Raw genomic sequence first — 14,755 nt, 5'->3', positions numbered from 1 at the left:
TGTGTCTTATTTTGACTTCATTGTGCATAATTTTGCCCAATGGGAAATAGATCAGCACACATAAAGCATTTCTGCCTCATGTACGCCAACCTCCGTCACTGATTACTAAGCATATTGATTTCTTCTACTATAGGAGAGAACATGCCTTGGCACAGGATATAATTCTGACCCCTATATGCATTTTTTTGACTTACACACATAAATGCCGCCTTTCCGAAATCGGCTGCACGTTTACACAGCACAACTTGAAAGAGACGACTTTTTCAAAGATATATGCGATTAATTCCCCGTATACCATCGTCAACTATGATCTTCAATACTTGATATTTTCCCGTTTGTGAATGTAAAAATGGTTTTCCCTGTTAGCTGAATCTTATCTCCAGCCTTCAATCCGTTCGGAAGATCAACAGCCAATGAGCCTTCGTAGTCAATATCTACTTCAATGCGGCCATCACTTTCAATATACTGTAGAATGGTTTGTCGGCGACTCGAAAATAATCCCGCTGATTGCTGTGCGAGCTGTTGGAAGGGTTCAATTCCATGTGTCTCTATAGTTACTTCTCCATTGGCAACATTCCGGAATACGATGTCTGGATGCAGCAGCTCGACCATCCCTTTTATATCGAATGAATTATAAACTCTCACATATTCCTCAATGCAAGCAACTTCTTCTTTCCTATTCACCGACATCCCTCTCTTCATTAAGACTAACTCCGTTTGAGTCCTGCTGATCTTTATGTCATACAGCCATTTTATTTGGTGGAACCCCTGTTCATTCTAGGCCGCGATCTGTTCGCTTTCCCCTTATTTCCTAACTCGCAGAAAATAATGAAAATACTCTTCATCTCTCTCGAACCCATTACGCTCATACAATCTCTGTGCCTGTTCATTATCAATGGCTGTCGACAGTCCAAGTCCTTTGGCATTCATCTGTTGTGCATACTTCACCGCTGCCTTCAACAGGAGTTGTCCAATCCCCTGCTTTCGATGTTCAGACCGCACAAATAGATCATTCAGGATATAAGTTCTCTCCATCGAAATGGAGGAGAAGGAGGGGTATAATTGCGTAAAACCGGCTATTTCCTTCGTATCATGATCTCGGGCTATAAGAACAACCGAATCCCGGTGCTCAAACCGCTCGAATAAAAAACGGCTGGCTTGCTCTACATTTGAGTCCTGACCATAGAATACACGATATAAATTAAATATCTCTGCTAGCTCAGGCAAATCTTCGATTGTGGCTAGCTTTACTGCGTATGCGGTCATGTTCGTCCATTCCCTTCTATATCTTCTTGCCCTTCATTATGGTTGCATACTTGCTCTCTGTCTCTTCTACCATCTCTAGTAGGAATCCCGTCTGCTTATACAACTGCCTGTACGTATCAACGCTAGCAGGATAGAGCTGCAATTTCCTATCGTTGAACTCAAACCATTCCAAATCCTTGCTTACCGACAAAATCAAATATCCGCCGAGTTTTAGTGAAGTATATATATTCCGAAAGGCCTGTTCTTTATTCTCAATGTGCATTAACGTTATCCGAGCTCGATCTTCTCGTAATGCTCGACTACCGGGAATGGATCATAATAATGATGCAAGAGTGCCTTCCAATCCTGATATTCCTCCGAACCCCTAAATCCAATTGTATGATCCTCTAGTGTCTCCCATCTGACTAGCAATATATATTTATTCTCTTGCTCCATACACTTCTGCAGCTCATGATCGATGTAGCCCTTCATACGAGAGATGATCTTGGAAGCCTGTTTAAAGCTTTGCTCAAACGCTGAGTCTTGCCCCGGAATGATATATAATGCGGCCACTTCGAGAATCATATTGATTTCCACCTTCTCACTTTGAGTTATGCAATGGAATACTTCAGCGACACCACCGTTGCTTGCTGCGCGCATCCATTTCCTTCCATAATCTTTCGCATCGGAGCATTTTCGATTTCCGTTGCCCCGAGATACGATTTTGCTTGAAAGTCATGCTGCAAGCGATACAGGCCGATTGTATGTAACCCTCTCCCCAATCCCTTCCCCTTATACGAAGGATGAATGCCTATCCAAAATAGGCGTCCTTCTTGATTCGTATCTGGTTCGATATGAGGAAACACGACGCCTACGGGCTCGTTATTGAACATGTAAACGGTATACATGTTATCTACTTGAGATGGCAATTCAATCTTCATGGTATCAAGAAATTTAGCTGCATCATGCCTACTCGTATCCATGACTTCCGCTAGAAAAGCGATAGCCTTTGGTTCATTTACGGGCCAAATTTCATAGGCGGGAACAGATATGCCTAACTGTTCTCTAAGTTCCCTGGTATATATCGCTCGTTCACCAATGATGCACATTTTTTGCTGCACGACGGGCAGCTCATGTAATAGAGTGTGAGAACACTCAAGCAATATGGATTGCAGTTTATTCCTTGTCATGCTAGACAACAGCTCATTGATCAGAATATCGATTCTAGCTGCATCCTGTGTGCCATGTAACATTTCCAGCATGACAGCAGCATCGCTTTTCAGATGATGCACACCGACCTCTTTTAGCTGTTTCAATAATTCATTGATTTCAGTCATTTCATTTCTACCTTTCTACTCTTGATGAGAGGATTCCAGCTTACCAGCTTCCTTATTCTATCTTCTTCCATTCGATCATTATTCTGAAACTCCTTCTGCGCACACTTGCAGATAGACCTTGAAATATGGATAGATATTCATATACTTGATTAAGTGCGCAAATTTTTCCTATTTCAACAAATGCAATTGATTTCGGACAAGTCGAATGAATGACTACGGAGGGATGATGTGTTACCTACCAGAATAAAAGGCAGTGAGACATACGTAAAGTTTGTTCTCTTCACCTATATGCTGATGGCACTTGCAGGCGGACTCGCAATTGCTCTCGGTTACTCGGGGTTCACGACCAAAACAGCTTCGTGGATGTATCTATATATTCTTATCGGAGGATGGTCTCCTACAATCGTCTCGTATTTTGTTTTAAAACGAGACGGGCAAGTCTCTTCCTTGAGAGAATGGCTGCGCAATCTTTTTGACGTTAAGCATAGTCTAACGTTGTATTTACTGCTGCCATTATTTTTGCTTCTCCATTTCGGTATTCGAGGATTTCTTTCAGATGTTGATATCGTGATGCCTTGGTATTATGTCATTCTTTTGATACCTGCGATGGTGATTGGAGGTGGCTTGGAAGAAGCCGGATGGAGATATATATTGCAGCCCGCACTCGAGAAGAGGATGTCCTTTATTCCTGCAACGCTTGTAACTAGTGTGATCTGGGCGGTATGGCATTTGCCACTATTTTTTATCGTAGGATCAGGACAATACGGAAAAAGTTTTCTTGTATTTACTTTTCAAATCATCGGTCTAAGCTTCGCATTGGCATGTATTCGAAAGATAAGCAACAGCGTCTGGCTCTGTGTGTTATTCCATAGCTGTTCCAACGCCTTAGCGAATGTATTTATCGTAAAATCATCCGTAATGGCAGCGATCATCACTGCTGTTGTAATGGCAGTTGTTTCGATATCGATCATCATGTTCGACAACAACAAGAGATCGAACGTTCAACATCCTACGCGGTCCCTATAATTGAAAATTAGTAAAATTCGAAAGGGACTACCCCTCTAGCGTTAGGATTACAAATCCCGCTTCTGTGGATAGTCCTTATTTTATTTGACTAGTTATGAAAATAACCTTCAGCCGATTCATTTCATTAACATTTTGAATCACAATGGCCCTGCACAGGAAGGCTTTTCGCACGCATCGATAACGCTTTATGATCAAGCGAGTAGCTAATAAAGGCGAGAAGTGAGGCAGCGATTGCAACAATTCCGCCAACCCATGAGACATCGATAAGCTTCATATTCGTCGAAACGAAGCCCCCTAATGCCGATCCGATTGCGATCCCGACATTCACAGATACGGGAGCTAACGATGATGCGAAATCTTTAGCAGACGGAAATTGTTGATTAGCCAGATCAATAAAGTACAGCTGGATCGTTGAGGTCATGGTGTACATGGCTAATCCAATGAATGAAATACTAATCAGTCCCGGAATCAGCGATTGGGAGCTGCTTACATGATAAAACCCAAGCATTTGCAATCTTACAGACTGCGCAACGCTTGGGTTCGATTACATGCTTAATAAAGTTCTTGATCACGTTCTAGATTACGTCCTTGATTATGTTCTTGATCACGTTTTGATGCTATTAGTTATTCAGTTTACAGGCGCACCAATTGCAAGAGCCTCTTGAAGCACGAGCAAGGCTCATTCATGCTCCTGAATGACGAAGGGAACTTCGGACTTCGGTCGGCTCACCCAGATTCGTGTTATCGTTTCATTCTCTCTAGAGAACGGATGAACTTCGTAATATCCGGTGCTTCTTCAAAAGGAATCCACGTCAGCTTCATATGATGTCCGTTCCAATCGACATAAATGGTTGTTCTCAACATCGCTTGCTCCCCCAAGTGTCGGCAGCCCTTAACAGGTATGGGCTGCGCGTTCATTTATATCTGCACCTTCCGCTTAGCCTGAAACGGATACATCTTGTACTCTCCATTACCAGATGAATATTTCAAGATGTTCCAATCATCAGGCACCCCATTGTAATACGCGCCAATGCATCCAGTCGTACAGCGATGACCAGCAATTAAAATATTCACTTCTTGGAGACTTTCGTCCTCCATCAGCTCATTCATGAATGCAAATACCCTCTTCGCATAACTGCGTGGTTCTTCGACTCCTCCATATACATTGGGATCAGGAATCCCCCCTAGCAGCTTTACCTCATTCTTTAGCAGACCATCGGCTTCCCCTAAATCATACACATCCAGTCTTGAATCAATTGTGGGATTTATCCCTGTCGCAATCTCTGCGGTCTGCACAGCTCTCTCTTGCGGTGAGGAGAATACGTAATCAAATGTAATCGGTTGAAGAATGTCTCGCAGCTCTTCCGCTTGTCTCACCCCAATTTCATTTAACGGGAGTCCCATTCTCCCCTGAATTCTTCCATGTTTATTAGCATCCGTTTGACCATGCCGAACTACGTAAATCATTCTACCGCCTCCTTTATGCATACCCATCCCACAGATTCGTCATAACACACCCGCACACCAATAAATAAATCATTTCTGCAGAGACTGACTACCCTGTTAACTCTTATCAGGTTCAATCCTATTCATTGACAAGTTCTGCAATATCTAACCAGGCTGCACCTGCTATCAACGATTCGCTCGAATCTGCTTTATCGCAGCTTCTTATCGCAGCTTCAATACTCCTGCATCCTGCTCATTCCACACCCCGAATGCCTCAGAGAGGTTATCATCCCAAAACATCGGGAGCCTCTCCTTCAACCCTTCTGACAGCGGCAAATTCGGCAGTTCATCCTTGTCCACCCAATATATAGGGCCTTCCTCCGTCCGCTCTATCAGTTGTCCTTCATACACACTCGTCCGATAGCTGAAGACGAAGTATTTATCGCCTGTTTCATTGTTGTACCAATAGACGATTCCACATAGTTTCAAGTCGGATACCGTAAGTCCTGTCTCTTCTCTCACTTCTCGAATCGTGGAATCTACCAGACTCTCGCCTTCTTCCACATGTCCTCCTGGAAACGAAAGGCCTTTCCACGATTTCACACGTTCCTGCACCAACACCTGATTTGTGTCAGGATTATAGATCATGCACATATTCGTCAACTTAACCTTGGACATACTTACAATCTCCTCTTTCTCGTATGCAGCAATTTACTACTCAATGATAGATATGTATATAACCCTAGTGACCTTAATACGGTCTCCTAAACCTCTTCACCCGCAGAGCATCTTCTATAATCAAATCATCCAGTCCTCGTTCCTTATACTCTTCAAGAATCTTGACGAAAAGTCGACTGATTAGAACGCTGTCTCCCACTGCATCATGTCTGGCTATATCCGTATCGTCAATCTGATAGTACTGGATGAGAAAATCAGTTAAGGGGATATCGGCAAGCTCTGGATGAATGCTCGTGAACATGGCCTTCGTATCCAATACGAGGCAATCCGGCTAGTTCACATTCCTTGCGCAACAGCGGAATATCGTATTCATAACCCGCCTGCGTCACGAGAATCTGTTCGCCAATGAACTGCGTAAATGCCTCATAGACCTGAGCAAAATCTGGCGCTTCATGAATCGCCTCATTCGTGATTCCCGTAAGTTCTGCAATATGTTCAGGGATTGGCTTCGGCGAACGCACAAGTGTTACAAAGGGTTCCTCCTCCTGAATCCCCCTTGCATCCATCTTCAATGCACCTATTTGGGTGATATGGTCGAGATGATGGTCGATGCCGGTTCCTTCAAAATCAAACACACAATACTGCTGATTCATAAGACCCTTAATCGTTAATCCACTTAACTCATATTCTTCATTGGAAATGTTAGATATGTTCATCGGTTACCACCCTCACCTCTCTATCGAATTAACAATATTATACACTCGATATGAAATCGCTTACTAGAAGTCCTAACCAAATAACCGGATCAGTCCACTCCTCCAACGGAGCGACTGATCCGGCTCATCATAAACGTTTTCCCTGTATCCTCAAATGGTACATGGAATTCTTCCCATCTTACTATCATACCCTGCTACTTCACCTTACGTATACTCTATTCGTGAAGCAAGCTTTCCTTACTCGAAGCACCTCAGCAGTTCCAGTGCTTCTTCATGATCTGGCTCCAGTACAAGTGCCTCGCGAGTGTACTTCAGCGCTGTGTCCTCCTGACCGAGCTCATAGCAGCAAATCGCCAAGCAGAATATTACAGTCGCAACAGGATCATCATCACTTGCTACAGACGTCTCCAAAAACTGCTTCGCATCCTCATACATCCCCATTTCAAAGAGGATCACTCCTGCATCCAGAGCCAAGTCGTACTTCTGTTCCATCAAGTAAAAAGCGGACCACATGATGTGAATGCCCTGCTGTATATCGAGCATCTCCTCATCATTTGCCTCAGAAAGCAAGCTCGAAATTCGCTTCGCGCTCTGTATGAAAAATTCTGCGTCATAGCCGCCTAGTCTCCAGAAGGCTAAAATATGCTGCAAGTCCATCGTATCCAGATGCCGATCCACCCACACCTTCAGACTGAAGAAATCATCCGGCCCAAATCGTTCAATTCCTTGACGATACGCTAACCTGGTATTTACGTAACTGTTGGGATCCTTCAACATGAAGATACATCCGACATTAATGTCTTTATAGTGATTTGGTGGGAACAGTGCTAGCCCACCTCTCTGCTCAAATGTATACTGAAACGCATGATAATTCGCTGTTAACGAGAAGCTGCCACCGTGGTGAACAATTTCAGGCGGATCAGTAAACTTCCAGTTATCGAGCCTATGGTCGCCTTTATCCGCAGTGAGCAACACGAATCCCTGCTGAGACAACTCGTTCAGTCTGTATAAGCATCTCAATCCCACCTCTGGGAACAGGATATGAGAGTCCTCAAGTTCCTGCCGGTACAGTGAGATTGCCTCACCATATGGATAGGATTCGCTCTCGTATTGAGGAGCACGGCGGTACTCATATGTCATTGTCATATTTCGAATCGGATCTACGGATACAGCAGCATCCTGCTCCTTGAACTCAACAAGAACATCACATTCATAGATCTCGCCATCCCCAACATAAATCAACTCTTGCGGAATGCCATCAAAGAAATAATTCGCCAATACAAGCAGCGGCTGTGACAAATCGCCTGGACGAATTGTTTCTTGAGCATTGGTGAGATTTATTTCCTTATCATTAACTGCGTCGAATGTAGCAAAGTCGAGCATCCCCTGTTCCACGAAGTGCTTCAATTGAGGATGTTCCCGCCATCCTTCCACATTTTTGGCAGCCAAATCCGTCATTACATACTTGAATGGGGGCAGCGAGATTCCCGCATCATCCCGAAGTTCGCACAGCTTGTGCAGAATATGAAAGGCAAGCCTTCCCGCTCCCGCTCCAAGCTCTATAATGATAACGGGTTCCGAGCACTCTCCTTGTTCCGCCCGATCCCGAAGAAAACCGAAAATAATGTCCGCATATCCAGTAGCGATCATCGGATTGCTTGTGATGTATTGGGGCACCTGATCATTATTCCATGCCTTGAGTCCTTTTCGTTCGTAATATGCACGCTGCAAATCCCATATTGGTGCTTCGCTAAAGCGATATCGTTGTTGTCTATCTTCCATTCCTTGCAACCCTGCTCTCTATATGTCATAGTAACCGTGCCCATCATCTACAACTTTCTCCTTGTTGGCACGGCAATCGTAACCGAATCTATCTTATGAATGGTACCATAATTACCGCCAGAACCAAAATCTCAGTTTTTAGTTTAACCGTGATAAAAAAAGGAGAACCTCCACAAGGTTCTCCTCCGATACGCTGACCCTTACTTCGCAACAAGCTCGCCAAGCACATACTTCTCAACAACCTTGGCTACGCCATCGTTCATATTCGTATCCGTTACATAATCCGCTAACGCTTGAATATCTGCCGGGGCATTTCCCATCGCTACACCGAGACCGGCAAATTTAATCATGGCAACATCGTTATAACTGTCACCCATTGCAATGACTTCCTCCTGCCGAATTCCTAATTTCTGAATCAGCTCATGAAGGCTCGTGCCCTTGTCCACACCGTGCTCGGTGAATTCCAAGAAGAACGGCTTAGAACGCATGACACTTAATTGACCCTCAAGCTGCTTCTGCAATTTCTTCTCGATGACAGCGAGCTTGTCCGCATTCCCGACCATCAACACCTTAACAACAGGCTGCTGGACTGCATCTACGAAGCTATCCACTTCTAAGATCGGCATGCCAGTAATTTCGGATTCCTTCTCTACGAATTCATTGCAAGCTTCCGTTACAATATCATCGCCCACATAGGTCAAGACTGACATTTCCTCTTGCTGGCTAAGCGCGTATATATCACGAACCGTTTCTACTGGCAGCGTACTGCTGAACAGTTCTTCTTTCGTCGAGAAATTCGTAATCTTGGCACCGTTAAACGATAAAATAAAGCTCCCGAATCGATCCAGCTCCAATTCCTCTGCAATGTCGATCATGGCATAGGTTGGTCGCCCTGATGCGAGCACCACCTTCACCCCAGCGGCTTGCGCATCAAGAAGCGCTTGCTTCGAGCGCGGGGATATCGTCCGATCATCACGCAGCAATGTATCATCCAAATCAAGTACGATCATTTTATAGTTCATCTGTCAGCATTCCTTTTCGTCGAATAGAGTAGTATCTCTACTATACCATTTTCACGAAGCAGATGGCGAATCTGCGAAGGAACAGATCATACCAATGCGATAAAGATATCAATTTCATTGTCCTGACTGTTAGGCTTGTAACGTTCATCCCATTTCTCAAAATCATAGAAGCGCGCTGCATTGCATGTCTCACGCATCCATTCGCCATATAAGAACTCATACGTCCGACTTAATTCGGATTCGAGACCATAGTGTGTGCAAGTCACATACTTACTCTCAGGGATGTTATGGCTTATCATTTGCGGAGGAATCGTTCCAAGGCTCGCCACTTCATATCCAAAAATTTGAATAAACCGATCCTTGAGTGGATCAAAGTCGGATTTCTCAGGATAGATCTGCACCATAAGCACATCATCATTGTTGCGATATTGAATTTCATCTTTTTGTGTCACTATCTTTTGATAGGTACGCCTGCCAAGACCCGATTCGAACTCCTCTATCGTGGCCTCAACCTGATATCCTACAAGTTGCATGCCCTGCAGTGTAACCACTGTAGCTTGCATTGTATCTCCTCCAGTTGCGATGCTATTGCCAGTTGACATGCATCGAATCTTCAATCATATAAGCTGTATCGTTCCTTCACTCGTCGCACTATTTGGCTTTACTATGCAGGAGAATATCTCATCACTACAAATTCAGTGTCCTGCTCCCCTATTTTACTTGTGAACGATATTCCCCTAACAAACCCAGTACGCTCATACACTTTAATCGCTCTTTCGTTGAAGGCAGCGACAACCAATTGAATCTTCTCTCCTCGATTCAGCTTCCGAATGTAGTCCATAACCTGAGCTAGGAACTCCACCCCTTTTCCCTGTCCTGTATAGTCGGGTCGAAGTCCGAGTCCGATATCAATTGCTTGCTCATCTTCATAGATACCAGCCGCATACCCTCCCGGAACACGGGCAGAGTTGCCAATACAGATGTAGCCGATTAGTTCATTCTCGTCATCGACGGTATAATAGAATTCTTCTTCTAGCATCTCATTGATGGACTCGTCATCCCCATCCATACTGTACAAGGAATAGATACCCTCATATTTCCACGTACAAATGATAGCTGCCTGCTCCTTCGTCATCGGGTGGAAATGATAAGTTGTCATGTTGAATCAATCCTCTCTCTTAGCCAATTTATTTTTCCATTCATACGCCCGCTCATTTCGTGATGTAAAATGGTGCGTAGGAATCGGTATGCATATCAATTCAATATCAACAATGAAACTCTATCATGAATGGCTCCTCTTGATTCAAGCAGAGATCGATCTGTTCTCGAAACCCTGGCCAAGTGATCTTGCTTCGCGCTTCCTCTACAGAATAGTAACCGACCTCGTCACTTTCCTCGGACGTTTGAAGGGTTCCTCCAATAGGCTTCGCGATAAACAGTGCTGTGCACACGGAATCCCTTACATGTTGAAATAGTCCACAGTACTTGATGATCTCAATGTCGATGCCTGTTTCTTCCCTAGCTTCGCGAACGGCTGCAGCTGTAATAGATTCCCCTTCTTCCACCCGTCCAGCTGGAATCTCCCATCCCCGCTTCGCACCACGAATGAGCAAAATGTCATGATTGCTGTTCCTTACAATCACGGCCGCAACAAGTGTATGCCTAGGTGATGCATTCATCTGTGAATCGCTCCTTTCCGCTCTGTTCCACCATATAGAGCTGCTGTGTTTTGCAATCCCATCACCATTCTCTTCGCGGACTCATTTGTCCTTTCATTCGATCCCGTTTTCCTTTTCCTGAATGTACAGATCCAATGCTCTGATTCCCCGCCGTGCTAGCTTAATAAAGAGAACAAGACAATAGATTGAGATGACAAATGCTCCTATGTAGAAGACAAAAGATAAAAAAGAAAAAAACATAGCCATACCCATACCAGATCACTCCTGTTTCATGATTAATACGTGAATATCAATCTTCAGATAGTCAGCCATGAGTCGCTTCTTCCTCTTACCTTGTGGGATCGTAACAATAACGCATTTTATTTGCCAAAACATTCTCTCATGTACGATATCAGCGCTCTAAGTTAGATGCTTCCGATACCCTTCTACCTTCTCATCCTTGAAGCCGAGCCGTTCATAGAATTGATGCGCCTCTTTGCGCTGCTCGCCAGATACAAAGATGATGTAGTAACAATCACGCTGTCTTGCCATATTTTCAATTTCCTGCATCAGCTTCTTACCGACACCTTGTCTGCGAACCAATGGGGATACAATCACATTCTCAATTACCATGAATGGCTTACAATCTCCCACAAGATCATGACAAATAATGCCCATCAAGGAACCTACTAACTGCTCCTCGTCAAATGCTCCCAGAATGATGTATTGTTCATTATGCTGAATCGTTCGGTATACCTGCTCCAGCTTCGCTTGGTTCGTCTGTAGTCCCATTAGCTCTTGATAAAGCTGGCTCAATGCCAGCAAATCATTTTCCGTAATTGACCTTATCGTAATCATCGTTATCCTTCTTTCCATACCGATTCTCGAATTCGGTTCCCGTATATTCCTTCATTGCAATCGCATTACCATTGTTGTAGCACATAATGATAATCACATCACTGCTCACCAATCTGCTCTTTGTCCTGGAAACCGCAATCCTAACCTTCATGACATGAATATGTATGATATGCCCAGCCCATTCATCCGTACTGCTAAACCCGCATTAAACAATTACGTATACGCTGTACGCTGTCCATTAGTCATTGTGCCAATAGAAGGAGTACCGGGAATGCTGGACAAATCCTATCGCCTTGTAAAAGGGATGATCTGAAATGACATACGCTTTGTTCGCTCCTAATACACTGCAGCTCTTTAGCGCTTCTACTACAACCGCAGCACCAAGTCCCTTCCCCCTATAACTCGGGATAGTGACTACAGGTTCGACATACGCATAATCGGTTTGGGGACTATACCATAATCCGCAATAAGCCACAAGCTGCTCTATTTTCTAGGTGAAATGCTGGAAAATTGCATCCGCATATGGATTGTAACCCTCATTCCTAGCTGGTGGGAGATAATAAACAGACCAAAAACGACTTTTACTTTTTTTCTTTCCGTGCAGACTCAATATGATTCGTGAAATTAATACTTAGACTGCTTTCGTTATGTTGTATGAACTTCTTCCATCCTGCTATACTTCATCAAACTCAACATGCAGCAACCTTCCACATTCTCTGAACACCTATACACTCATCTTTCTCATTCAATTCCATTCTGTAAATGTCGGGCTTAGAAGTCTGGAACAGAAAATCTACATCATATCGACTATCGAAGCAGCTCATCATTAATGTCATGATAGCTCCATGCGAGCCAATCGCAATCTTTTTGCCTCTATTGGTATGTACGATTTGTTGTAATACACGCATAGCCCGCTCCTGACAAACCGCAATCGTTTCTCCTCCAGGTAGCGAATAAGCGGCATCCGCAAACATCCTTCTGACCACAGGATACAGCTCATCGTTCGCTACAATGCGATCACCGGGGACAAACACCATTTCTCTCAAATCTTCAAATACGTGAATCTCTTTCCCTTGGGACTTCGCCAGACCTTCCAAAGTGAGGACTGCTCTCGAATATGGACTAGATACGAACGTATCTATCCCCTCTTCTTGTAGGATATCCGCGACAATACGAGCATCTTCCTTGCCTTTCTCTGTCAAGCCACGCGTTCTTTCATTTCCTTTCGTCTTAGGCGATTCTCCATGACGAACCATGTATATCGTTGTAATTACTTCCTCCATAACTCCTCCAATCGTGAACAGAAGTCATCCGTATTATCCACGTTCCCTTACTTTCACATCACAATACATACTACACCAGCAAAAATAAGAACGGCCCCCCATATTTTCTGCGATTGAAATCGTTCCTTCAAGAAATAAATGCCAAGGAAAGAGCCGATAACAATGCTGGTTTCTCGCACTGGCGCTACATAACTAACAGGAATTTCAGTCAGAACGATCAATACGAGAACATACGATAATCCAGCTAATCCCCCTGCAATCGCCATACTGCCCCAGTATTTTTTCCAATGTGTACGAACTCTTTCCTACCCTCTCACTTGCAGACTCCCTAGTAAGAGCACCTGTCCCATATTTTCGATTACATTTAAGGATACTGGGTGTATGATAGAGACCGCCAGCTTATCGAATAAGGTGTAACCAGCAATGGAAAGGCCGACTAATAGCGGATAGGGCGAAGTGAACATGGAACGAATCGACTGTCCCCCGCGGCCAAGACCAGTGTACAACACAAAGATCCCTGTAAAAATAAGTACACTTCCTACAATACTCATCCATGTAAAAGGTTCTTTGAGCAGCATAACCCCAACTGCCACAACGATTAGCGGGCCTAGCCCTCTAGCTATAGGATATGTTAAGGTAAAGTCATTCTTCTCGTATGCCTTAGACAGAATAAGGGCATATAAGCTATGGAGCAAAATACTGCCGAGCCCCATAAGTACCCATTCCGATGTTATGTGTTCGTCCTTAGGCCACAGCACTATACTAACGGGTAGAAATAAGATGACAGACCATACCCGTAGCGACCACAGAAATATCGTTTTGTCCTCACTTTGCTTCAACATGATGTTCCAGAATGCATGCGATAATGAAGCAATAATCACCAGCAGCAACCAGTAATTTCCCATTTGAACCTCCACATGTTCGCTCAATCCGCTATTCCTTCTCATTCATGCTGAATACAGCTGCCATCATACGCTTGCATCACACAGGGGTGCTAACGGTTCAACGACCTTGCTAGGCGGAATCCAAGATCCTCGATACGGAATGTGGGATGGCTGCGCCTACGGCAGGTTGCCCCGCATCCTCTTGCTTCTTCAGCCCAGCTTCCACCGCGAAAGACTCGATAAGAGCCGTACACCTGCTCATCATAAATATCCCAGCACCATTCCCATACATTGCCGAGCATATCGTACAATCCCCATGCATTCGGCACCTTGCTCCCAACCTCATGGAGCATGCCTTGTGAATTATCATTGTACCAAGCAATCTGATCCAGCTCGCCATACTGGTAGCTAGAATTCCCTGCTTTACATGCATATTGCCACTCTGCTTCGTTCGGTAGGCGATAGCCGTCTGCCTCCACATTCCATTGAACCGTCTCCCCATCGCTCCCTATCGAGTAGCATGGCGTCAATCCGGATCTTTGTGATAGTAGATTACAAAAGACAACAGCTTCCTTCCACGAAATATTCACTACGGGCATGTGATGAGAATGTGAAGAATTAGCAGCGGTATCCGATTCTCCAACAACCGCCTCATACAACTCGTTCGTAACCGGATAAGCTCCAAGAAGAAAGGGTGGAATGGTTACTTTCCATTGAATCTTTTTGCGATCATCTCGCAAATCTTCCTCTCCGCCTGGAATTTGCACCATCGAATAAAGTTTGGACATATCTCTCACCTCAATGTTCGATCTAATATATC

The 14,755-nt window shown here is 44.3% G+C and carries 22 protein-coding genes and 1 pseudogene; 1 reads left to right on the top strand and 22 read right to left on the bottom strand.

The window, feature by feature from the left end:
* Positions 1 to 300: 300 nt before the first annotated feature.
* From BP95_RS0111825 to BP95_RS0111805, 5 genes are all read right to left on the bottom strand, one after another.
* Complete coding sequence (locus tag BP95_RS0111825; RefSeq protein ID WP_028532259.1) at positions 301 to 690, bottom strand: nuclear transport factor 2 family protein; 390 nt, start codon at positions 688 to 690, stop codon at positions 301 to 303.
* 114 nt (positions 691 to 804) lie between these two features.
* Positions 805 to 1,266, bottom strand: a complete 462-nt coding sequence (locus BP95_RS0111820) for a GNAT family N-acetyltransferase (RefSeq protein ID WP_028532258.1) — start codon at positions 1,264 to 1,266, stop codon at positions 805 to 807.
* A 16-nt stretch (positions 1,267 to 1,282) separates the two neighbouring features.
* Positions 1,283 to 1,456 (bottom strand): hypothetical protein, encoded by a 174-nt coding sequence (locus tag BP95_RS30185; protein WP_174810356.1) that lies wholly within the window; start codon positions 1,454 to 1,456, stop codon positions 1,283 to 1,285.
* Positions 1,457 to 1,533: 77 nt separating this feature from the next.
* The gene (locus BP95_RS0111810; RefSeq protein WP_028532257.1) at positions 1,534 to 1,830 is read right to left on the bottom strand and encodes an antibiotic biosynthesis monooxygenase family protein; all 297 of its coding nucleotides are present in this window, start codon (positions 1,828 to 1,830) and stop codon (positions 1,534 to 1,536) included.
* A gap of 26 nt (positions 1,831 to 1,856) precedes the next feature.
* Positions 1,857 to 2,582, bottom strand: a complete 726-nt coding sequence (locus tag BP95_RS0111805; RefSeq protein WP_231515099.1) for a GNAT family N-acetyltransferase — start codon at positions 2,580 to 2,582, stop codon at positions 1,857 to 1,859.
* A gap of 228 nt (positions 2,583 to 2,810) precedes the next feature.
* Between BP95_RS0111805 and BP95_RS30180 the strand changes: the two genes are divergently transcribed.
* On the top strand, positions 2,811 to 3,608 hold the full coding sequence (locus BP95_RS30180) for a CPBP family intramembrane glutamic endopeptidase (RefSeq protein WP_051614060.1): 798 nt from the start codon (positions 2,811 to 2,813) through the stop codon (positions 3,606 to 3,608).
* 124 nt (positions 3,609 to 3,732) lie between these two features.
* Here BP95_RS30180 and BP95_RS0111795 read toward each other — a convergent pair whose 3' ends face one another.
* The 17 genes and pseudogenes from BP95_RS0111795 to BP95_RS0111715 form a co-directional block, all read right to left on the bottom strand.
* Positions 3,733 to 4,116 carry an MFS transporter gene (locus BP95_RS0111795; RefSeq protein WP_028532255.1) on the bottom strand — a complete coding sequence of 128 codons (384 nt, stop codon included), beginning with the start codon at positions 4,114 to 4,116 and terminating at the stop codon, positions 3,733 to 3,735.
* Between the two features lie 233 nt (positions 4,117 to 4,349).
* A complete protein-coding gene (locus BP95_RS34235) occupies positions 4,350 to 4,472 on the bottom strand; it encodes a hypothetical protein (RefSeq protein ID WP_268744461.1) in 123 nt (40 codons plus the stop codon).
* 54 nt (positions 4,473 to 4,526) lie between these two features.
* Entirely contained in the window at positions 4,527 to 5,075 is a 549-nt protein-coding gene (locus BP95_RS0111785) for a histidine phosphatase family protein (RefSeq protein ID WP_028532254.1), read from the bottom strand.
* Between the two features lie 201 nt (positions 5,076 to 5,276).
* A complete protein-coding gene (locus BP95_RS0111780; RefSeq protein WP_021256409.1) occupies positions 5,277 to 5,732 on the bottom strand; it encodes an 8-oxo-dGTP diphosphatase in 456 nt (151 codons plus the stop codon).
* 254 nt (positions 5,733 to 5,986) lie between these two features.
* Positions 5,987 to 6,448 (bottom strand): 3'-5' exonuclease, encoded by a 462-nt coding sequence (locus BP95_RS31885; protein ID WP_028532253.1) that lies wholly within the window; start codon positions 6,446 to 6,448, stop codon positions 5,987 to 5,989.
* 237 nt (positions 6,449 to 6,685) lie between these two features.
* Entirely contained in the window at positions 6,686 to 8,230 is a 1,545-nt protein-coding gene (locus BP95_RS0111770) for an SAM-dependent methyltransferase (RefSeq protein ID WP_028532252.1), read from the bottom strand.
* 200 nt (positions 8,231 to 8,430) lie between these two features.
* Entirely contained in the window at positions 8,431 to 9,252 is an 822-nt protein-coding gene (locus BP95_RS0111765) for a Cof-type HAD-IIB family hydrolase (protein ID WP_028532251.1), read from the bottom strand.
* A gap of 86 nt (positions 9,253 to 9,338) precedes the next feature.
* Positions 9,339 to 9,815 carry a GyrI-like domain-containing protein gene (locus BP95_RS0111760; protein ID WP_028532250.1) on the bottom strand — a complete coding sequence of 159 codons (477 nt, stop codon included), beginning with the start codon at positions 9,813 to 9,815 and terminating at the stop codon, positions 9,339 to 9,341.
* Between the two features lie 101 nt (positions 9,816 to 9,916).
* The gene (locus BP95_RS0111755) at positions 9,917 to 10,411 is read right to left on the bottom strand and encodes a GNAT family N-acetyltransferase (protein WP_021256414.1); all 495 of its coding nucleotides are present in this window, start codon (positions 10,409 to 10,411) and stop codon (positions 9,917 to 9,919) included.
* A gap of 106 nt (positions 10,412 to 10,517) precedes the next feature.
* Entirely contained in the window at positions 10,518 to 10,931 is a 414-nt protein-coding gene (locus BP95_RS0111750; protein WP_021256415.1) for an NUDIX hydrolase, read from the bottom strand.
* Between the two features lie 399 nt (positions 10,932 to 11,330).
* Positions 11,331 to 11,768, bottom strand: a complete 438-nt coding sequence (locus BP95_RS0111740; RefSeq protein WP_021256416.1) for a GNAT family N-acetyltransferase — start codon at positions 11,766 to 11,768, stop codon at positions 11,331 to 11,333.
* Positions 11,737 to 11,877: a hypothetical protein gene (locus tag BP95_RS33050; protein WP_155987246.1), complete on the bottom strand. Its 141-nt coding sequence runs from the start codon at positions 11,875 to 11,877 to the stop codon at positions 11,737 to 11,739. The genes BP95_RS0111740 and BP95_RS33050 overlap by 32 nt, the downstream gene beginning before the upstream one ends.
* 129 nt (positions 11,878 to 12,006) lie before the next feature.
* A complete protein-coding gene (locus BP95_RS32430; protein ID WP_231515098.1) occupies positions 12,007 to 12,243 on the bottom strand; it encodes a GNAT family N-acetyltransferase in 237 nt (78 codons plus the stop codon).
* 214 nt (positions 12,244 to 12,457) lie between these two features.
* Positions 12,458 to 13,051 (bottom strand): histidine phosphatase family protein, encoded by a 594-nt coding sequence (locus BP95_RS0111730; RefSeq protein WP_021256417.1) that lies wholly within the window; start codon positions 13,049 to 13,051, stop codon positions 12,458 to 12,460.
* A 53-nt stretch (positions 13,052 to 13,104) separates the two neighbouring features.
* Positions 13,105 to 13,320 (bottom strand): annotated as a pseudogene (locus BP95_RS0111725) (EamA family transporter); the annotation flags it as partial.
* A 36-nt stretch (positions 13,321 to 13,356) separates the two neighbouring features.
* Entirely contained in the window at positions 13,357 to 13,956 is a 600-nt protein-coding gene (locus tag BP95_RS0111720; RefSeq protein WP_028532247.1) for an SMR family transporter, read from the bottom strand.
* Positions 13,957 to 14,045: 89 nt separating this feature from the next.
* A complete protein-coding gene (locus BP95_RS0111715; RefSeq protein ID WP_021256418.1) occupies positions 14,046 to 14,723 on the bottom strand; it encodes a formylglycine-generating enzyme family protein in 678 nt (225 codons plus the stop codon).
* Between the last annotated feature and the right edge of the window lie 32 nt (positions 14,724 to 14,755).

Source organism: Paenibacillus sp. UNC217MF (assembly GCF_000686865.1).
Classification (GTDB): Bacteria; Bacillota; Bacilli; order Paenibacillales; family Paenibacillaceae; genus Paenibacillus_B; species Paenibacillus_B suaedae.
Note: the sequence above shows the minus strand (reverse complement) of the source record. Positions and strands in the feature narration are given on the sequence as shown.